The sequence below is a fragment of the Streptomyces sp. YS415 genome, assembly GCF_023544665.1.
Lineage (GTDB): Bacteria > Actinomycetota > Actinomycetes > Streptomycetales > Streptomycetaceae > Streptomyces.
The window spans coordinates 176,460-197,876 of the sequence record NZ_JAMJFL010000006.1; the positions used below are offsets into that span (position 1 = coordinate 176,460).

General features: G+C 72.3%; 8 protein-coding genes. 4 read left to right on the forward strand and 4 right to left on the reverse strand.

Annotation, left to right across the window (positions count from 1 at the left end):
- Nucleotides 1-49: 49 nt before the first annotated feature.
- Complete coding sequence (locus tag M8H82_RS10200; RefSeq protein WP_250072347.1) at nucleotides 50-997, reverse strand: zinc-binding alcohol dehydrogenase family protein; 948 nt, start codon at nucleotides 995-997, stop codon at nucleotides 50-52.
- Nucleotides 998-1,102: 105 nt separating this feature from the next.
- On the opposite strand from M8H82_RS10200, the gene M8H82_RS10205 reads away from it, so the two are divergent.
- Nucleotides 1,103-1,561, forward strand: coding sequence for a MarR family transcriptional regulator (locus M8H82_RS10205; protein WP_250072348.1), 459 nt, complete (start codon nucleotides 1,103-1,105; stop codon nucleotides 1,559-1,561).
- Between the two features lie 57 nt (nucleotides 1,562-1,618).
- Here M8H82_RS10205 and M8H82_RS10210 read toward each other — a convergent pair whose 3' ends face one another.
- Nucleotides 1,619-3,466, reverse strand: coding sequence for a glycoside hydrolase family 15 protein (locus M8H82_RS10210; protein ID WP_250072349.1), 1,848 nt, complete (start codon nucleotides 3,464-3,466; stop codon nucleotides 1,619-1,621).
- A gap of 360 nt (nucleotides 3,467-3,826) precedes the next feature.
- Between M8H82_RS10210 and M8H82_RS10215 the strand changes: the two genes are divergently transcribed.
- The 3 genes from M8H82_RS10215 (at nucleotide 3,827) to M8H82_RS10225 (ending at nucleotide 6,394) form a co-directional block, all read left to right on the forward strand.
- Nucleotides 3,827-4,018, forward strand: coding sequence for a CsbD family protein (locus M8H82_RS10215; protein WP_250072350.1), 192 nt, complete (start codon nucleotides 3,827-3,829; stop codon nucleotides 4,016-4,018).
- Nucleotides 4,019-4,100: 82 nt separating this feature from the next.
- Nucleotides 4,101-4,379, forward strand: coding sequence for a hypothetical protein (locus M8H82_RS10220; RefSeq protein WP_250072357.1), 279 nt, complete (start codon nucleotides 4,101-4,103; stop codon nucleotides 4,377-4,379).
- Between the two features lie 647 nt (nucleotides 4,380-5,026).
- Nucleotides 5,027-6,394, forward strand: a complete 1,368-nt coding sequence (locus M8H82_RS10225) for a lysine N(6)-hydroxylase/L-ornithine N(5)-oxygenase family protein (RefSeq protein WP_250072358.1) — start codon at nucleotides 5,027-5,029, stop codon at nucleotides 6,392-6,394.
- Between the two features lie 79 nt (nucleotides 6,395-6,473).
- Here M8H82_RS10225 and M8H82_RS10230 read toward each other — a convergent pair whose 3' ends face one another.
- Nucleotides 6,474-13,460: a non-ribosomal peptide synthetase gene (locus M8H82_RS10230; protein WP_250072361.1), complete on the reverse strand. Its 6,987-nt coding sequence runs from the start codon at nucleotides 13,458-13,460 to the stop codon at nucleotides 6,474-6,476.
- Nucleotides 13,457-21,283 (reverse strand): non-ribosomal peptide synthetase, encoded by a 7,827-nt coding sequence (locus tag M8H82_RS10235; protein ID WP_250072363.1) that lies wholly within the window; start codon nucleotides 21,281-21,283, stop codon nucleotides 13,457-13,459. The genes M8H82_RS10230 and M8H82_RS10235 overlap by 4 nt, the downstream gene beginning before the upstream one ends.
- Between the last annotated feature and the right edge of the window lie 134 nt (nucleotides 21,284-21,417).

The following is a 21,417-nucleotide window of genomic DNA, read 5'->3' on the forward strand; positions in this document are numbered from 1 at the left end:
GGCGGCGGCCCAGCACTGCGAGAGCCGCTTCGCGGCCTTCTGCGCGTTGTCAGGCGATGCGGAGGATGCTCTTGCCGTGGGTTGTGCCCTCGGCGAGGTGCTGCACGGCCGCGGCCAGGTCCCCGAGGGCGTACTCGGTGGTGATGTCCATGCGGACTTTGCCGTCGGCGACGAGGTCGAGTGCGCGGCGGGCGCTGTCGGCAAGTCGTTCGGGGTGGGTCTGGCTGAGCAGGTTGCTGTTGTAGGTCAGGAGTGACTTGCCGTGCATGAGAAGGTCGTTGGCGCTGGCGAGGACGGTTTCGTAGGTGGCGAGATTGCCGTATGCCACCAGTCGGCCGTGTGCTGCGAGCTGCTCGAGGCCGGCGGTTCGGGTCGAGCCGCCGACCGGGTCGAGGATGACGTCGAGCTTCTCGTCACCGAGTTGGGCAGGGAACTCCTCGCGGAGCAGGAGCTGGTCGTACCCGAACTGGGCGGCGTAGTCGGCCCGGTCAGCAGTTCCGACCACGCCGACGATCCGGCCTGCTCCGGCCAGTCGGGCGAACTGGGCAGCGAGCGTGCCGACTGAACCGGCGGCGGCGTGGATCAGCACGCTTTCCCCGGGCCGCACGCGCGCGGCCGTGTTGATCAGGTCGTAGGCCGTCGGAGCGCCCCACCCAAGACCTGCGGCCGCCCTCAGTGGCATGCTGCCGATGTCGAACGTGAGTGTGGCTGGTGCCAGGGCCACTTCGGCGTAGGCGCCTGAGGTGGTCAGCGCGGTGACGGCCTCACCAACACGCCGTGCGTCGACATCCGCGCCGACCGCGACGATGCGCCCGGACGCCTCGAACCCAGGGACAAAGGGGCGCGGCACGGGGAAGTGGCCGTCCCGGACCATGGTGTCGCCCCACTGGATCCCGGCATAGGCCACGCGGATCGCCACTTGCCCGGGGCCGGGGGTGGGCTCGCTGAGTTCGGCGATTCGGAAGTGGTCGTCGGTGTCGAGAATGGCAGCCTTCATGGTTACAGCCCTCTGTGTTGACTCAGTATCCTTACAGTCGAGCACGGTAGATGTATAAGGTTCCTGAGTCAATGCATGAGCCTGTCAATGGAAGGGGAGTGCGCGGTGAAAGCCCCGATCGAGAACGACCTCTGCACCCGGATCAGGCGGTCGGAGCAGGCGTTGATGGCGCACCATGAGGCGGTACTGCGTACCTACGGACTGACCATGACGCAGTACACCGTGCTGCTGGTCCTCTCGCGTGAAGGGGGCATGTCCGGTGCCCAAGTGGCTCGGGCCTGCGGCGTCACCCAGCAGAGCATGAGCAGCGTGCTGGCCAACATGGAGACCAAGAAACTGATCCGCCGCGAGACGTCCCCCGTGCATGCCAAGGTGCAGATCGCCACCCTCACCGACGCGGGCCAGGCACTCCTGGACCGCGCCTACCAGGAGGTGGTCATCCTCGAGCGCGCGCTCACCGAAGCGTTCACGCCCGCCGAGCACGCTGCACTCTGCGAACTTCTGGAACGCGCCACCAGCATCCTGATCCAGCAGACGCGCCACGCGACAGCGCCGGAGCGGTGACCCGCTGGGCACGGTCCGCTGACGGACCTGAGCTCCCTCGGAGCATGCGACCTGCGGTCAGCCTGTCCGGCCCTCGGCGCGGTCGAGTTCCTCGTCCAGGGCCAGGGCGGCGTCGATCAGGGCCAGGTGGGTGAAGGCCTGCGGGAAGTTGCCGAGCTGCTCGCCGGAGGGTCCGATCTCTTCGGCGAACAGGCCGACGTGGTTGGCGTAGGTGAGCATCTTGGAGAAGGCGTAGCGGGCCTGCCTGAGGCGTCCGGCCCGGGCGAGTGCCTCTACGTACAGGAAGCTGCACAGGTTGAAGGTGCCCTCCGAGCCGCGCAGGCCGTCGGGGGAGGCGGCGGGGTCGTAGCGGTACACGAGGCTGTCGCTGACGAGCTCGGTGTCCATGGCGTCGAGTGTGGACAGCCAGTCGGGGTCGGTGGGGGCGAGGAAACCGACCTTCGGCATGAGGAGCAGGGACGCGTCGAGGACCTCGGTGTCGTAGTGCTGGACGAAGGCGCGGCGGTTCTCGCTCCAGCCTCGGTCCGTGATCTGGCGGAACACGCTGTCACGTGCGCCCTGCCAACGGGCCAGGTCGCCGGGGCGGGAGTGGGCGGTGGCCAGTTGGACGGCGCGGTCGAAGGCGACCCAGGTCATCAGGCGGCTGTAGGTGAAGTTCTGGCGGCCGCCGCGGGTCTCCCAGATGCCTTCGTCCGGGCGGTCCCAGTGCTCGGCCAGCCAGTCGATGACGTCGGTGAACGCGCGCCAGCCCCGGATGCCCCCGATGTTCTCGGCCTGGGCAAGGGCATAGGCGGCTTCGCCGTAGATGTCGAGCTGGATCTGGTCGGAGGCGGCGTTGCCGGCCCGCACAGGCGCGGACCGCCGGTAACCCTCCAGGTGGTGCAACACCTCCTCGTCGAGGTGCGGCTCGCCGTCGACGCGGTACATGATCTGCAGCGGCTCGCCCGAGGCGGTGCCGCCGGCGGCCAGGCGCTCCCGCAGCCACCGACGGAAAGCGTTGGCCTCGGTGGTGAAGCCGAGACCGGTCAGCGCCCGCACCGACAGCGAGGCGTCACGCACCCAGGTGTAGCGGTAGTCCCAGTTCCGCTCCCCGCCGATCTGCTCGGGCAGGCCCATGGTGGCAGCGGCGATCGGGGCCCCGGTGGGGGCGTACGTCAGCAGCTTCAGGGTGATCGCGGAGCGGGTGACCATCTCGTGCCAGCGGCCGCGGTAGCGGGAGGCGCGCAGCCAGTTCAGCCAGAACGCGCTGCACGCGCCGAAGTCGGCGGCGATGGCGTCAAGGGCGGGCGTGCCACCGCCAGGCCGGCCGCTGAGGACGCCTGGACCGCCGGTTTCGCTGGTGAGGACGACGGCGGCCCGTTCCCCGGCTTGGAGCGTGAAGCGGGCGGAGACGTCGGTGCCGTCCGGGTGCAGGGTGACCGGCGGGGTGACCTGCAGGTGCAGATCCGTGTCGGGCCCCCGGAACAGCATGGATCCGTCGTCGAGGCGCGTGAGGTCGTGCGGTGCGCGGCCGTAGTCGAAGCGGGGCCGGCAGACCAGCTCGAACGGCATGCTGCCGCGCACGACCCGAGCGACCCGAATCAGCCGGTGGCGGGCCGACGGTGTCGTCGACGGGTCGGGGGGCATGAAGTCGACGACCTCGCCGACGCCGTCGGGCGTCATGTAGCGGGTGATGAGGATGGCGGTGTCAGGCAGGTAGAGCTGGCGGACGGTGGCCTCGCCGCCGACGTCGGCGGCGAGGCGGCAGGAACCACCGCGGTCACTGTCCAGCAGGGAAGCGAACAAGCTGGGGGAGTCGAACCGGGGGGTGCACCACCAGTCGAGGGAGCCGTCCGCGGCGATCAGCGCCGCTGTCTGCAGATCACCGATGATGCCGTGGTCCGCGATCGGGGGGTAGCCGTCCACAACGCCTCCTCCGCCCTCTGCGCCAGCCGATGGCGTGCGGGGTCCTCGCGCAAGTGCGGCACCGGCCTGATCCTGTCGGCGGTCGCATCCCGCATGAGACCGACGGCGCCGCCGCCATGGCGGAGTCTCGGCCCTCCTGCCATCATCGCGACACCGGGCGCCCTTAGCCACTGCTGGGCGGAGCACCCGCGCCCGCGGGCACCACCGAGGGGCGCACGAGGTGCCGCGGCCGGTCCTGGTCGGCCGAACAGTGTGCACTCGTGTGCGATCACCGCTCCGCCCCGAAGGGCGTCGACAGGCACGGTGGCGCGCTCAAACCTAGCGTGGACCCTGATACCCCGATCCGGCGAAGGGACCATCATGAGAAGGTATGGCGCCCTGGAGAAGGCCAAGGCGAGGTGCAAAGTGATCGTCGGAAAAGCCACCGGGCACGAGCGCCTTGAGGCCGAGGGCAGAACGGACGAGGTGAAGGCCAGGATCCGCGAGAAGGCAACGAGCATCCGCCGCCGCGCCGAGGGCGTCAAGGACTCACTGAGACGCCACCGCTCCTGACTTCTGCCTTGCTATGACCACAGCAGGGAAGGACTCCGGCCTGCCGGAGGCTCAGGCGGCTGAAGGCTCCTAGGCTGCTCGTATGGGCCTGTGGATGGAGTGGGAAGTATCGGGTATCGCTGCGGCCGGCGAGGAAGTCCTGGACACCGAGGGAGCTGTCCGCGCCCTGGACGTCTCGATCGACCGCATCCGGGAGCGGGCCGGACTGAACGTCGCCCAAGACCGCATGTTGCTCCACGAGGCCGCGGAGGCTCGCAAGCGGCTTCTCTCCGAGGGACACACCGCGGTCCATGAAGGCCGCCTTTGGTCTGTCGTTGTGGGAGACGTACGTGTCTCACTCACACCTCGCGACCACGGGTGAACGCTCGCCCGCCCTCATCCCACCTGGCAGGCCCCGCCGCAGCGGTGCAACAGTTGCCTTCTTGACCGCGGACGCCTTCGCAGCTGTCCTCACGCGCCGGCCTGGTCGAAACTTGCCGCACAGGCCCGCGTCGCACTCCTTTGGTAAGAGAACTCGGCCAGTAGCCGCTGGACCAGGGCCCAGCCGGGCCGGTTGCCTTGACCCCGACGAAGATCGGTCCTGCAGGACGGCCGCGGCCAGGATTTCGCTCATCCCCGTGTTCATCGACGCCGGGGCCCTCACCTCGGCAGGCGGGCGAGGTCATTGGCCGGATTCCGTCGCGTGTCGAGGTGAGGCGGGGCTCGTCGCCGGGGAAGGGCCGGCTCGTCCGCCATCCTGCTCGGCACGGACACCTTGCGTCTGCAAGCTTCAACTCGCCTTGTCTCGCAGCCTCTACTGCCACCCGAACCACCGTCCGTCCGGGGACAGTTCCGCGTTCGGTCGAGGCCAGGTGGAAGACGTGCACCGGATTCGCTCGAGGTATGGGCGGACTTGACATCCCGTGCAGTCTGGTGGAATTTAGGCACGCCTAACCTTAGTAGCCAGTCTCTGATTTGTGGCCCTGCGGTGCGTGGCCGCTCAGTCGTACGATTCGATGGAGGACCAGCATGTCGGGACGTCGCGAGGACAGCGGCCGGGCCGAGGGCGGCGCCGCCCGGGATCTGGTCGGCATAGGTTTCGGCCCGTCGAATCTGGCTCTCGCCATCGCCGTCGCCGACCACAATCGCCGCGACCCCGAACGAGCGCTGCAGGCACGCTTCGTGGAGCAGCAGGAGCGTTTCGGCTGGCACCGGGGCATGCTTCTGGAGGGGGCGACCATGCAGGTCTCCTTCCTCAAGGACCTGGTCACCATGCGCGACCCCAGCAGCCGCTTCTCCTTCCTGATGTACCTTCAGGACCGCGGACGTCTCGCCGACTTCATCAACCAGAAGACGTTCTTCCCCACCCGGATCGAGTTCCACGACTACTTCGAATGGTGCGCCGCCGAGTTCGGCGACAGCGTCGAGTACGGGCGGCGGGTCGTCGAGATCCGCCCGGTGCGCAACGGAGACCGCGTCGAGGCGGTCGACGTCGTCTCGGAGAGCCTCATCGACCCGGCCGACCGCGAGGTGCTCAGGGCTCTCAACGTCGTCGTCGGTACCGGTCTCAAGCCCCGCCTCCCGGATGGGGTGACCTCGGGCGAGCATGTCTGGCACACCCGCGACCTGCTCTTCCGGGCACCGCAGTTGAAGGAGCTGCGGCACCGCCGGTTCGTCGTGGTGGGCGCGGGACAGTCCGCCGCCGAAGCCGTCGACTACCTGCACCGGACCTTCCCGGACGCGGAGGTCAACGCGGTCTTCAGCCGGTACGGCTACAGCCCCGCCGATGACAGCCCCTTCGCCAACCGCATCTTCGACCCCTCCGCGGTCGACGACTTCTTCACCGCGCCGGAGCACGTCAAGCAGGACCTCGACGGCTATCACCGCAACACCAACTACTCCGTGGTGGACGGGGACCTCATCACGCAGCTGTACCGCACGCACTACCAGGAGAAGGTCAGCGGCCGAGAACGGCTGCGGTTCCTCAACACGACCGAGCTCGGCGGCGTCGAGGCCCTGCCCGACGGCGCCCGCGTCCTGGTCCGCTCGCTGACCGCGGGCCAGCAGGAGACCCTGGACTGCGACGCCGTGATCATGGCCACCGGATACCGTCCGGTCGACCCGCGCGACCTCCTCGGTGACCTCGCCGCGGACTGCCTCACCGACGCCAAGGGCAGAGTGAGGGTGGACCGCGACCACCGCGTGCTGATGAGCGACCACGTGGACGTCGGCGTCTACCTCCAAGGCGGCACCGAGCACACCCACGGTGTCACGTCCTCGCTGTTGTCGACCCTGGCCATCCGCTCCGGCGAGATCGCCGACTCCCTCCTGCTGCGCCGTACCGCCCAGGCACTGCGCGCCGACCGCGGCCGGGAGATCGACGCGGTGCTCGGCTGAGCACGCGCGGCTGCACGGACAACGGCGCCGCCCTCCACACCGTTTCCGGTGTGGAGGGCGGCGCCGTCCGTGCGCCCGGCTAACGCCATCCCTCGGTGTGCTCGGACAGCACTGTCGCGATCCTCCGCAGCGCCGACGGGTCCAGCAGACCGTCGTGGTCGTCCGCGACGGTGTGCACGACGACCTGGCCGTCCGTGTACGCCGTCCAGTCCTCGGCGGGCCGCGGGGCGTCGGACGCGCGGAAGTGGAACAGCGTGCCCCGGTAACGGGCGGGGGAGTGGGCCGACAACAGGCCGGCTGCTGCTGCGTAGTTGGCCCGCATCGCCGTCACGGTCGTCTCCTCCAGGCCCAGCCCGTCGACCGCCGCTTCCATGTCGGCCGACTCCGCCTCCGCGTCCCCGCCCGCCCCCGGGTACGCGTCGAGCAGGCCCAGCAGGTCCACGCGCTGCCCGCGTTCCTGGAGACGGCATGCCAGGGCGTGGGCGATGACACCGCCCAGCGACCAGCCCAACAGCCGGTACGGTCCGTGCGGTTGAACTCGGGTCAGCTCCGCCAAGTGAGCGTCCACCAGCTGATCCAGGGACTCCACGGCCCGTCCGCCGGCCAGGTTCGGGGCCTGGAGCGCGTGGATGGGCACGTCCTCCGGAACGTGCGCCCGCAGAGCCGCGTACCGCCAGCCGAGTCCCGTCGCGGGCGCCGGGCACCACAGCGGAACCCGCGTGCCCGAGGACCGCAGCGTGAACAGCACGTCGAGCCCTTGGTCGGTGCCCCCGGCGGACCGCAGCTGGCCCGCGAGCGCGCTCGCCGTCGGATGGCGGAAGAGGTCCGCCACCGCCAGCTGCCGTCCGGTGGCCCGCTGCAGCCGGTCCCGCAGCCGTACCAGCAGCATGGAGTGGCCGCCGAGGTCGAAGAAGTCGTCGTCGATGCCGACCTCGGGCAGGTCCAGCACCTCGGCGAAGATCTCGCAGACCAGGGCCTCGGTGAGGTCGCGCGGCCCGCGGCCGGTCCGCGACTCCACCGCCTGTGGCGCGGGCAGCGCGCGCCGGTCGAGCTTGCCGTGGTCGGTCAGCGGCAGCGCGTCCAGCTCCACGAACACCGACGGCACCATGTAGTCCGGCAGCATCCGGGTCAACTGCGCACGCAGCGCTGACGGGTCGAACTCCGCGCCTGCCACCGGGACGACGTACGCGACGATGTGCTTGCCGCGCGGGCCGTCCTCCCGTACGTCGACCGCCGCCTGAAGCACGGACGGACCGGCCGCCAGAGCCGCCGTGATCTCGCCGAGTTCGATCCGGAAGCCGCGTATCTTCACCTGGTCGTCGGTGCGGCCGAGGTAGTCGATGGTGCCGTCCGGCATCCAGCGCACCAGGTCACCGGTGCGGTACATGCGCGTGCCGGGCGGGCCGAACGGGTCCGCCACGAAACGCTCGGCGGTCAGCGAGCGCCGGTCCAGGTAGCCGCGGGCCAGACCGGCCCCTGCCAGGTACAGCTCACCGATGACACCGGCCGGTGCGGGCTGGAGCCGGGCGTCCAGGACGTAGGCGGTGGTGTTCGCGGTGGGCCGTCCCACCAGCGGGCGTTCGCTGTGCGCGACGCTCGCTGCCAGCGCGTCGACCGTGCACTCGGTCGGCCCGTACAGGTTGAACCCGGCCGTGCCCTCCAGCTCGCGCATGTCCCGCCAGAGCGGGGACGGCACGGCCTCGCCGCCCACGCCGAGCGCGAGCAGCGGACAGCGGCCGTCCTTGATCAGCCCGGCGCCCGCGAGCTGCATCGCGTGCGAGGGCGTGACCTCGATGAAGTCGATCCGGCGCTCCTCGATGAACGACACCAGCTGGTCCGGGTCGCGCAGCGTGTCCTCGGTGACGATGTGCAGCGCGTGGCCGTCCAGCATCCACAGTTGCGGCTGCCACGCCGCGTCGAAGGCGAACGACCAGCCGTGCGCCACCCGCAGACTCCGCCCGCCCGCGGCCGCGACCGTCGGCCGGTACAGCAGCTCGCGGTGGCTGTGGAAGAGGTTGGCGATGCTGCGGTGCTCCACGACGACGCCCTTGGGCAGGCCCGTGGAACCGGAGGTGTAGATGACGTACGCCGGGTGCTGCGGCAGCGGGTGCGGCAGCACGCCCGCCTCCGCAGCGGTGCTCTCGTCGGAGATCATCGCTTGGGTTTCCGGCGCGTCCAGGATGAGGGTCTCCGGTCCGCCGTCTCTGGCCAGATCCGCGAGCGCCCCGGTGGTGATCAGCAGCCTGGGCGCGGAGTCCCGCAGGATGTGCTCGATGCGCCCGGCCGGGTAACCCGGGTCGATGGGGACGTAGGCGCCGCCCGCCCGCATGACCGCCATGAGCGCGACCACGGTGTCGGCCCGCCGGGGCAGCAGGAGGGCCACCATCCCTTCCGGCCCGACGCCCCGGTCTACCAGCTGGCGAGCCAGACGCCCCGTGCGCCGCTCCAACTCCGCGAACGTGTACGCGATGTCACCGCACACCAGCGCCGTGGCGTCCGGCGTGCGCTCCACCTGACGGGCGAACAGCTCCGTCAGCGTCGCCACCGGCGCCTCGACCAGGTCGCCCTTCCAGTCGACGAGCACCTGGCGGCGCTCGTCGGCGGAGAGCAGCTCCAGGCTGCCGAGCGGACGGTCGGGGTTGTCGGTGACGGCCTGGAGCACGCGCAGGAAGCGGGTCGCCATGTTCGCCACGGTCTCGTGGTCGAACAGGTCCGTGCTGTACTCCACGCCCAGCCGCATCCCGTCCCGGCCGTGTTCCTCCGTGATCTCGAAGGCCAGGTCGAACTTGGCCGTTCCCATGTCCACCGGTTCCTGCCGGACCTCGACCTCGCCGAGTGCCAGGTCCATCGGCGGCCTCGCCTGGTGGCTCAGCATCACCTGGAACAGCGGGTGCCGAGCCATGGACCGCGCCGGATTGAGGAGCTCCACCAACCGCTCGAAGGGGATGTCCTGGTGCGCGTACGCGGCCAGGTCCGTCTCGCGCACCCGGGCCACCAGCTCCCGGAAGCCGGGATCGCCGGAGGTGTCGGTGCGCAGCACCAGTGTGTTGGCGAAGAAGCCCACGACGTCGTCGACGGCGTCGTCGCTGCGGCCCGCGATGGGCGTTCCGATGGGGATGTCCGAACCGGCTCCCAGCCGGGTGAGGAGGGTACCGAGCGCCGCGTGCAGCACCATGAACACGCTGGCGTCGCAGCGACGGGCCAGCGCCCGTACGGCCTGGTGCAGGGTGGCGGGCACGGTGAGGTCGACGGTCGCGCCGCGCAGGCTGGGTGCGGCGGGCCGTGGCCGGTCCGTGGGCAAGGGGAGCTCTTCCGGCAGCCCGTCCAGCGTCTTGCGCCAGAACTCCGCCTGGCGGTGCAGCAGCCCGTCCGGGTCGGACTCGTCACCGAGCAGCGCGCGCTGCCACACCGCGTGGTCCGCGTAGCCCACCGGAAGCGGGGCGAAGGAGGGGCGCTGACTCCGGCTGCGCGTGGTGTACGCCTCCGCCAGGTCCCGCAGCAGCGGCAGTGCGGACCAGCCGTCGGCGGCGATGTGGTGCAGCACCAGGACCAGGACATGCTCGTCAGGGCCTAGGGCGAACAGCTCGGCCGCGAACGGCGCTTCCTCGTCGATGCGGAACGGGTGTGAGGCAGCGTCGGCGAGTTGGCCGGGCAGCTCCGCCTCGGTGACCGGCGTGACCGGAAGCTCCGGCCGTGCCGACTCGGCGTCGAGGATGACCTGCCGGGGCGTGCCCGCGTCGTCGGGCAGCACCGTGCGCAGCGCCTCGTGGCGGTCTGTCAGATCGCCGAGCGCGGCCTGCATCGCGTCGGCGTCGAGGGCACCGGTGAGCCGCGCCGCGAACGCCATGTTGTACGCCGGGTTCGGCCCCTCCAGCCGGTACAGGAACCACATGCGCTGCTGTGCGAACGACAGCGGCAGCGGATCCGGGCGCTGCCCGGCGCGCAACGGCGGCCGGGTGCTGCGCGCGCCCAGGCGCTGCGCGAGGGCGGCGACCGTGGGTGCGTCGAAGACCGTCCGCAGCGGCAGTTCCACTCCCATGGTGGAGCGGACGCGGCTGGCGAGCCGTGTCGCGAGCAGCGAGTGCCCGCCCAGGGCGAAGAAGTCGTCGTCGATGCCGACCTCGGGCACCGAGAGGATCTCCGCGAACAGGTCGCAGAGGATCTCCTCGGACGGGTTGCGGGGTCGTCGGCCCGCCGCGGCCGGACCGAGGTCGGGCGCGGGCAGGGACCGGCGGTCGAGCTTGCCGCTGGGTGTCAGGGGAAGCGCGTCGAGTGCGACGAACGCGGACGGAACCATATGTTCTGGCAGCGCCGCCGCGAGATGGCGGCGCAGCTCTACGGGATCGGCCGCGCCGGTCGTGTAGGCGACCAGCATCGGGTCGCCGTCGGTGGCGAGGTCGCGGCGGGCCACCACGGCGGCCTGCCGGACGTCGGAGTGTGCGGCGAGTACGCCCTCGATCTCACCGGGTTCGATGCGGAAGCCGCGTATCTTCACCTGGTCGTCGGTCCGGCCCAGGTACTCGATCACACCGTCCGCTCCGCGCCGGGCCAGGTCGCCCGTGCGGTACATCCGGGTGCCGGGAAGGCCGTACGGGTCGGCGACGAACCGTTCGGCGGTGAGCGCGGAGCGGCCCAGGTAGCCGTGCGCCAGCTGAGGGCCCGCCAGGTACAGCTCCCCTGGCACGCCGGCCGGGACCGGGCGCAGGGCCGCGTCGAGGACGTATGCCGAGGTGTTCCACACCGGGCGGCCGATCGGCACGCCGTCGCGGCCGCCGCCGTCGGCCGGGCACGGCCAGGCGGTGACGTCCACGGCGGCCTCGGTGGGCCCGTACAGATTGTGCAGCTCCACCGCGCCCCCGAAGAGGCTGTGGAAGCCGCGCACGAGGTCGGGGCTGAGCGCCTCACCACTGCACAGCACTCGGGTGAGGCCCGTGCACCGTGCCGCCTCCGGCTCGGCGAGGAAGGCGCGCAGCATCGACGGGACGAAGTGCGCCGTGGTGACGGACTGCTCCCGGATGAGCCGCGCCAGGTACTGCGGGTCCAGATGGCCCTGCGGGCGGGCCACCACCAGCGTCGCGCCGGTGATCAGCGGCCAGAAGAATTCCCACACGGACACGTCGAAGCTGGACGGCGTCTTCTGGAGCACCCGGTCGGCGGTGGTGAGGCCGTACTCGGCCTGCGTCCACAGGAGCCGGTTGACGATCGCCGAGTGCGGCACGACGACGCCCTTGGGGCGGCCCGTAGAGCCGGAGGTGTAGATGACGTAGGCCGGATCGGCCGGACGGACGGCGGTCGGCGGGGTGCCATCGGCGGGCGGAAGGGTCTCCGGGTCGTCCAAGGTGAGCACCGTGGCGGCGTCGGGCAGCAGGCTCCGCGTCGCGGTGTCCGTCAGGACGGCGACCGGACGCGCGTCGGCCAGCATGAACGCGATGCGGTCCGCCGGATAGCCGGGGTCCAGGGGCAGGTAGGCGGCGCCGGCACGCAGCACGGCGGCCAGAGCCACGACCAGGTCGGGGGAGCGGGCCAGCGCGACAGCGACGACCGCGCCCGGGCCCGCGCCCTGCCGGGTCAGCCAGCCGGCGACCCGCTCGGCCCGCGCGTCCAGCTCGGCGTAGCTCAGCCGGTCGCCCTCGAAGACGACGGCGGTGGCGTCGGGAGTGCGGGCCACCTGCTCGGCGATGAGCGCCGTGAGGGTGGTGTCCGGGACGGGATGGGCGGTGCCGGGCGCGGTCAGCAGCCGGGTCTCGGCCTCGCCCAGCAGGTCGAGGCGGCCCAGCGGTTCGTCCGGTGTGGTGGCGAACGACTCGAAGGCGCGGTGCAGCCGGTCGGCGACGGACCGCACCTCGTCCTCGTCCAGCGCGTCGGGCCGGTAGCCCAGTTCCAGACGCAGGCGCGTGCCGGGCAGCACGGTCAGAGCAAGCGGGTAGTGCACGCCCTCGTCGCCGCCGGCGTTCTCCAGTCGCAGTCCCGGCGCGAGTTCGGTCAACGACTCGGGATCGAACGGGTAGTTCTCCACCACGGCGAGGGTGTCGAACAGTTCCCGCTCGCCGGCCAGCCGCTGCACCTCCGCCAGGCCTAGGTGCTGGTGCGGGACCAGTGCGGACTGCTCCTCCTGAAGCCGGGCCAGGGCATCGGCGAACGGCCCCGCCTCGGGCAGGGTGACCCGTACCGGAACGGTGTTGACGAAGACGCCCACCATGGATTCGACGCCCGGCAGGTCGGCCGGCCGACCGGACACCATGGTCCCGAAGACGACGTCGCCGCGATTGAGGGACCGCGCCAGGGTGAGCGCCCAGGCGCCCTGGACGACGGTGCCCAGGGTCAGCCCGCGGGCCCGGGCGGCGGAGGTCACCGACGAGGTCAGCGTGGGGTCGAGCTCGACGACGACCTTGCGCGGTGGCTCGGTCACCGACTCCGACGCGCCGGGCGCGACCAGCGTCGGGCCGTCCAGGTCCGCCAGCGTCGTCCGCCACGCGGCCTCGGCGGCGCCCCGGTCCTGCGCGGCGAGCCAGTCGAGGTACACGCGAGGGGAGGTGGCGGGCGCCGGTCGGCCCCCCGTGTAGTGGGCGAACAGCTCCTGCACCAGCAGCGGCTGCGACCAGCCGTCGAGGACGATGTGGTGGTTGGTCAGGACCAGCCGGTGCAGCTCGGGGGCCAGCCGCAGCAGCGCGAATCGGATCAGGGGCGGCTGCCCCAGGTCGAACCCGCGCTCCTCGTCCAGGACGGTGAGCCGCTCGGTCTCCCGCTCCCGCTCGTCGTCGGGCAGCCCGGACAGGTCTGTGAAGTGCCACGGCACGTCCACCCGCGAAGGGATGAGCGCGGCGGCCTTCCCCTGCCGGTTGCGGCGGAACGCGGCCCGCAGGCCCGGCTGGCGGTCCAGCAGGGCCTGGGCGGCGGCTCGCAGCCGCGGCTCGTCGACGGGCCCGCGCAGCGTCAGCGCCAGATGGCCCGCGTACACGTCGTGGCCGTTCCCGTCGAGCTCCGTCCGGAACAGCAGGCCCTCTTGGAGCGGCGTCAGCGGGAGGATGTCCGCCAGCTTGGAGCGGGCGCCAGTGCGGCCGGTCACGAAAGCCTCCAGTCGGCTTCGAAGTCGTCGATCTCGTCCTGGGAGAGGGAGATCAGGGAGAGGTCGGAAGGAGTCCAGCCCCCCGCGTCGGGCCTGTCCGTGTGCTCCACCAGGGCCGCGAGGTACGCCAGCCAGCCGTCGGCGAGCGACCGTACGAGGTCGGCGCTCAGGGCCTCGCCCGCGTACGACCAGGTGGCGCTCAGCCGGGGCCCTCCGGGCGCCGGGGCCACATGGACGTCGATCTCCAGGGCGTGCGCCAGCGGCAGCGCCGGGTCGACGCCGTGGAAGAGGCCCTCGTCACCGGCGACCGGCTGCCACGGGGCCTCCGTGTCGCCGGAGCCGAACCGCCCCAGATAGTTGAAGCAGATCTCCGGCACGGGCAGCCCGGCCAGCCGCCGCGCGGTCTCCGGGTTGAGGTGGCGCAGTGCCCCGAACCCGAGACCGCCGTCGCCCACGGCCCGTACCTGCTCCTTGACCGCCTTCAACGCCAGGCCCGCCGCCGGACCGCCCGCACGGGCCTCGGCGAGGTCGACGGGCCCGGGATCCAGCCGCACCGGGTGGACGGTGGTGAACCACCCGACGGTCTGGGCCAGGTCGACTCCCTCGGCGATCGCCTCCTCGCGGCCGTGGCCCTCCAACTGCACGCTCACACCGGCGTGCGCCACTCCCGACCGGCACCGGTGGTCGGCGACCGCCAGGGCCAGCGCGGACAGCAGGACGTCCTCGACGTTCGCGTGGAACGCCGCCGGCACCCGGGTCAGCAGAGCCTCGGTCTCCTCGGAGTCCACGGAGACGGTGTGCCTGCGCGAGGTCGCGGCGGTGTCCCGGGCCGGGTCCAGGGGGCGGGACGCCAGGGGAGTTCCGCGGCCGAGGGCTCGGGCCCAGTCGTCGGCCTGCCGGACGGTCTCCGCACGGCGGGCGTACGCGTGCAGCAGCTCGCTCCAGGCGCGCAGCGACGTGCCGGTGGGCGGGGCCTGTTCACCGCGCCACGCGGCGTCGAGGTCCGCGCACAGCACGCGCCAGGACACTCCGTCGACCACCAGGTGGTGGATGACGAGGACGAGCCGGTGCTCTGCCTCCCACCACACCGCCTGCACCATGACGCCGGACTTGGGTCGCAGCCGGTCCCGGGCAGACGCGGCCTCGGCCGCGGGGTCCGCCTCGGCGCGCCGCAGCAGGTCCCCAGCCCGTACCGGACCGGGCGCCGGGGCGTCCAGCTCCCAGGTGCCGTCGGCCGTGCGCACCAGGCGGGCCCGCAGCGCCGGATGCCGGTCGAGCACCGCCTGAAGGACGGCGGTGAGCCGTTCGTACGTCAGCCCCGCCGGGGTGGCGAGGGTCATGCCCTGGCTGTAGCGGTCGACGGGGGCGGAGCTCGCGGCCGGTCCCGTCGATCCTGCCGACACGGCGAGCTCCCGCAGCCACGCCATGATCGGCGTCTCCGGCACCCGGCCCACACCGTCGTCGGACGTACGGCCTGCCGAGGCTTTCTCCGGCCGGGCGACGGCGGCCAGGGCGGCTGGCGTCTGGTGCCGGAAGACGTCACGGGGGCCGAGCTGCCAGCCCGCGGCGCGGGCGCGGCTCACCAGCTGGAGGGAGATGATGCTGTCCCCGCCCAGCTCGAAGAAGTTGCCGTCGGCGTCCACCGTCTCCTGGCCGAGCAGAGCGGCGAACAGCTCGCAGAACAGCTGCTCCGCCTCGGTGACGGGTGCGCGTCCACCGCCCTGTTCGGGCAGTTCCGGCACCGGCAGCGCGGCACGGTCCACCTTGCGGTTGGCCGACTGCGGAAGCCGCTCCATGGGCACCCAGAGCGAGGGCACCATGTGCTCGGGCAGCAGGGCCGTCGCGTGGGCGCGCCACACCTCGGGGTCGGCCGTGCGGCCCGGGGCGGGCACCACGTACGCGACCAGGCGGCGCGACCCCGGCAGGTCGTCGCGGGCGATCACCGCGACCTCCGCGACGCTCTCGTGCCGTCCGAGGACGGCCTCGATCTCGCCCGGCTCGATGCGGAAACCGCGGATCTTCACCTGGTGGTCGGCCCGGCCCAGGCACTCCAGCTCGCCGTCCGCGGTCCAGCGCGCCAGGTCGCCCGTGCGGTACATCCGGGACCCCGGCGGACCGTACGGGTCGGCGGTGAACCGCTCGGCGGTCAGCGCGGGCCGGCCCAGGTAGCCACGGGCCAGACCGGCGCCCGCGAGATACAGCTCACCCGTGACGCCCGGCGGCACGGGCCGCAGCCGGTTGTCCAGCACGTACGCGGCGGCGCCCCTGATCGGCCGTCCGATACGAGGCGGCCCCTCACCGGTGACACGGGCGACGACGGAGTCCACGGTGCACTCCGTGGGACCGTAGAAGTTGTACGCCGTCGTCGCCGGGTGCGCGCCCAGCTCCCGCCACAGCGCGTCCGGCATGGCGTCCGCACCGGGCCCCAGCATGGCGGGCCGGTGCCTGCCCTCGTCGAGCAGGCCGTGCTCGATGAGCTGCTGGAGGTGGGCCGGGGTCAGGTCCAGGTAGTCGATCCGCTCCTGGGCGACGTAGGCGGCCACCGCCTCGGCGTCCGGGTAGGTCGACTCGTCCAGGACGTGCAGCTCGTGTCCGCCCACCATGAGCAGCACCGGGTCGAGCGAGGCGTCGAAGGCGAACGAGGCGATGTGCCCCACCCGCAGCCGTCGTCCGCCGACTTCGGGCACCTTGGGGGGGAACAGTGTCGAGGTGTGTGCGGCGTACAGGTTGGCGAGGTTCGCATGGGTCACCACCACACCCTTGGGGCGCCCGGTGGAGCCCGAGGTGTAGATGACGTACGCGGCGTCGCCGGGCCTGGCCTGTGCCGGGGTGACTGCCGCCGTCGGCTCCTCGGCGTCCACCAGGACCACAGGAACGTCCGGCCGGCGGGGGAGGGTCCGGGCCAGCTCACGGGTGGTGAGCAGGCACACGGGCCGCGCGTCGTCCAGGGTCTGTGCCAGCCGCTCCTGCGGGTGGTTCGGGTCCAGCGGCAGGAACGCCGCGCCCGAGCGCAGTACGCCGAGCAGTGCGGCGACCGTCTCGTGACGGGGCAGCACCAGGGCCACGAACCGCTCCGGGGCCGCGCCGTGCGCGGCCACCAGCCGGGCGATCCGCTCCACGCGGGCGCCGAGGTCGGCGTACGTGACCCGCTCGACGGCACCCGACCGGGAGCCGAGGACCAGTGCGACCGCGTCCGGCGTCCTGCGGACCTGCCGCGCGAACGTCTCGTGCAGCGGCGGCGTCCCGGGCGCGGCCACGGGCGGTGCCAGCAGCGTGCGCCGCTCGTCCCGCGTCAGGATGTCGTGGTCGCCGATCGGCAGCTCGGGCCGGGCGACGGCGGCGGACAGCAGCCGCACCAGGCGCTGGGCGAGGATCTCGACGGTGCCCGGGTCGAACAGGTCCGCGCTGTACTCGGCGAAGCCGCCGACCTCGTCCGCGTCACCGTCCGGGTCGAACCGCTCGATGAACGTCAGGCTCAGGTCGAACGTCGCTGTGCCGGTGGCCACCACGTGCGGCCGGCTGCGCAGCCCCGGCACCGGCAACTCGGTGGCCGTACCGCTCTGGTGCACCACCATCACCTGGAACAGCGGGTGACGCGCGGTGGACCGCGGCGGGTTGAGGATCTCCACCAGCCGCTCGAACGGCATGTCCTGGTGCTCGAACGCCGCGACGGCCGTATCCCGCACGCGCCGCAGCAGCGTCTCGAACGACGGCGCACCTGAGGTGTCGGTGCGCAGTACGAGCGTGTTGACGAAGAAGCCGACGAGGTCGTCGAGCGCCTCCTCGCCGCGCCCGGCCACGGGAGTGCCGACCGGGATGTCCTCACCGGCGCCGAGGCGGGTCAGCAGAGCGGCCACCGCGGCCTGGTACACCATGAACGGGGTGACGCCGAGCGAGGCGGCGAGCGTCCGCACCTGCCGGGCGAGGCCGGCCTCGACCGTGAAGCGGACCATGCCGCCACGGTTGGACGACTCGGCCGGGCGGGGCCGGTCGGTGGGCAGCCGCAGCTCGTCGGGCGCGCCTGCCAGGGCCCTCTTCCAGTAGGCGGCCTGACGTGCCGTCAGGCTTTGCGGGTCGTCGGCGTCGCCGAGGAGCCGTCGCTGCCAGACGGCGAAGTCGGCGTACCGGACGGGCAGCGGCGACCAGTTGGGGCGCTGTCCGGAAAGCCGCGCCCGGTAGGCGTCGGCGAGGTCGCGGACCAGGACGGGGAGGGACTGGCCGTCGCCGGCGATGTGGTGCAGCAGGAGGAGCAGGACGTGCTCCTCGGGGCCGGTCCCGAACAGGACGACGCGCAGCGGGGGTTCCTCTGCGAGGGCGAACACGTGCGCCGCGGCGGCGGCCAGTTCGGCGTCCACGGTCTCCGGCATCGTACGGCGCACCTCGAGCCGGGGGCCGCGCTCCGGCTCCAGGACGACCTGGCACGGGGATCCGTCGCGCTCCGGGAAGACCGTACGCACGCTCTCGTGGCGTACGGCGACGTCGGCGACGGCCGCGGCCAGAGCGGCGTGGTCCAGCGGACCGCTGATGCGTAGCGCGGTGGGGATGTTGTAGGCCGGGCCCGGCTCCTCCAGCCGGTGCAGCAGCCACAGTCGCTGCTGGGCGAACGACAGGGGCGCGGGATCACCGGCCGTTCCCGGTGAGAGCGCGGGGCGCGGGGGCTCCTGGCCGTCGACGTCGTCCAGAACGCGGGCCAGCGCGGCCGGAGTCGGCGCGTCGAACACTGCCCGCAGGGCGGGCCGTACGCCGAACTCCGCCTCGACGCGGCTGGTCAGCCGCGCGGCGAGCATGGAGTGGCCGCCCAGCAGGAAGAAGTCGTCGTCCGGCCCGACCGCCGGCAGCTCAAGGACCGCGGCGAACAGCGCGCACAGCGTCGCCTCGCGTGCCGTGGCGGGTTCCCGGCCCGTGGCACGTCCGTAGACGGGCGCGGGCAGAGCCCGGCGGTCCAGCTTGCCGTTGCTGGTCAGCGGCAGCCGCTCCAGCGCCACGATCGCGGCGGGCACCATGTGTGCGGGCAACGCGTCGGCCAGGACGGCTCGCAGCCGGTCGGTGTCGGGCCGGTGCGCTCCCTGCACCGGCACCGCATAGCCGACGAGGCGCGGGTCGCCCGGCTGGTCCTCGCGGGCGATGACGGCCGCCTGTGCGATCCCCGGCTGATCGCGCAGCACCTGCTCGATCTCGCCGGGCTCGATGCGGAAACCCCGGATCTTGACCTGGTGGTCGACCCGGCCCAGGTACTCCAGGACACCGTCCGCGGTCCAGCGCGCCAGGTCGCCGGTGCGGTACATGCGGGAGCCGGGGGCGCCGAACGGATCGGCGACGAACCGCTCCGACGTCAGCCCCGGTCGGCCGAGATAGCCGCGGGCAAGCCCGTCGCCGGACACGTACAGCTCACCGGGCGAGCCCGCCGGTACCGGGTGGAGCCGGTCGTCCAGCAGGCGCACGGCCGTGTTGTGCACCGGGGCACCGATCGGCACGACCGGGCCCGTGTGGTCCGGACGGCAGGTCCACAGCGTGGCGTCGACCGTGGTCTCGGTGGGACCGTACGAGTTGAACATCCGGGTGGTGGCCGACCAGCGCCGCATCAGCTCGGCCGGGCATGCCTCGCCCGCCACGATCAGCGTCGCTCCGGCGGGCAGCGACCGCTCGTGCGGCAGCGTCGCCAACACGCCCGGAGGCAGCGTCAGATGCGTGACCGCGTGCCGCGCGCAGAACTCCGCGAGCGGCGGCCCCAGCCGCTTGTCGGTGGGGACGACGACCAGGGTGGCGCCGGTGAGCAGGGCCATCGTCCATTCCCACACCGAGGTGTCGAAGCTGAACGAGGCGAACTGCAGCACTCGGCTGCCCGGGCCCGCCCCCAGCTCCTGCGCCATGGTGGAGACCAGGCTCGGTATGCCCTCGTGGGTGACCACGACGCCCTTGGGGCGCCCGGTGGAGCCGGAGGTGTAGATCAGGTAGGCGGCATGGCCCGGCGTCGAGGGACGCAGCGGGGCTCGCCTGCCCCGGGTGGGGCGTGCGGCGTCGTCGAGGAGGACGACCGGGATCTCGCCGTGCGGAAGCCGGCCGGCGGACCGGGAGTCGGTGACCAGCAGGCCCGGCCGGGCGTCCTCGAGCATCAGGGCGATGCGGTCGGCCGGGTACTCGGGGTCGACGGGGAGATAGGCGGCTCCCGCCTTCATGACGGCGAGTGCCGCCACCAGGAAGTCGCCCGAGCGGGGGAGGGCCACGGCGACGACCTGCTCCGGTGCGGCGCCCAGCGCGGCCAGTTCGCCGGCCAGCAGGTCGGACCGCTCGTCCAGTTCGGCGTAGCTGAGCCGGTGTTCGCTCCCGGAGTCCGTCTCCCAGACGAGCGCGACCGCGTCGGGGTCCGTGCGTACCCGAGTGCGGAAGAGGTCCGGGACGGTGGCGGGCTCCAGGGCACGCCGATCGCTTCCCCACGTCGTCAGGACCCGCTCCCGTTCCTCCTCTCCGAGCAGGTCCAGGTCGCCGAGCGGTGTGTCCGGGTCGTCCAGCGCCACCGTCAGCAGCCGCTCGAAGCGGCCGAGCAGACGCCCGACCGTTTCTTCCTGGTACAGGTCGCGGCGGTAGGTCGTGTCCAGGGTGAGCGTCCCGGCGGCGTCCAGCACGGCGGAGACGGCCAGGTCGAACGCGGCCGAGTTGCCCGGCACGGGCCGTTCGGCCGGCCGTACGCCGGGCAGCTCGAAACCCTCCCAGACGTCGCTGCGCAGCGAGAACATGACGTCGAAGAAGACGTGGTGACCGGCCGTCCGCTCCGGGCGCAGCTCCTGGACCAGGGTGTCGAAGGGCACGCTCTGGTGGGCGTACGCGCCCAGGCAGACCTCCCGCACCTGCTGGAGGAAGGAGCGGAAGGTGATGTCCGGCGTGGCCCGCGTACGCAGCACCAGGGTGTTGCCGAAGTTGCCCACCAGCCGTTCCGCACCTGCGTCCGTGCGCAGCACGGCGGGCGATCCGACGAGGACGTCCGGCGCGCCGGCGGCGCGGTGGAGGAGGGCGTTGAACGACGCGAGGAGAGCCATGAAGGGGCTGACGCCCTCCGTCCGGCACAGCGCGTGCAGACGCTCGCGCAGCGGTGCGGGGAGCGTACGGACCAGTCGCCCGCCCTTCTCCGCGCGCTGCGGTGCGCGGGGGAAGTCGGTGGGCAGGGGCAGTGGCGCGGGCGGGTCCGCGAGCAGCTCGCGCCAGTGGGCGAGGTCGGCGTCCGTCCAGGGCGCGCGCTGCTGCTCGCGTACGGCGAAATCCACGTACTGGAGGGGGAGTTCGGGCAAGGGGCGCCCGGTGTAGACGGCGGCCACCTCCTGGAGCAGGACCTGCCAGCTGCCGTCGTCCCAGGCGATGTGGTGGGCGACCAGGACGAGGACGTGTTCGTCCTCGGCGAGCCGGATGATCTCCAGACGTACGGGTGTGTCCGCCGACAGGTCGAAGGGGCGTGCCGCCAGCCGGGCCGCGGTCTCGTCCACCGCCGCCTCGCGGTCCGCGGGCGCCACCGCCGACAGGTCGGTCTCACCGATGACCGGCTCGGTGTCCGGCATCAGGATCTGGACCGGCCCGCCGTCCTCCCCGGGCCGGTAGACGGTCCGCAGGACGTGATGCCGCTGGACGACGGTCCGCAGCGCCTGCCGCAGACCGGATACGGACAACGCGCCGGCAAGACGTACGGCTACGCAGATGTTGTATGCGGTGCCGTGCGGCTCCAGTTGGTGCAGCAGCCACATCCGGCGCTGCGCCGAGGACAGCGGAGCCGGGCCCTCCGTCCGTACCGGGGCAGCCTGCGGTGAGGTGTTGCCGCTTCCGGGCTTCCGGGCCACTCCGCGGGCGGCAAGTTGACGGCGTAGCAGTTCGCGGCGGCGTTCGTTCGCGTCCGCACTGCGGCCAGTGTTCGCACCCGACAAGAAGGTTCACGTCCCCTCGACCTGACTGATGGGCCGAACCATAACTTAGG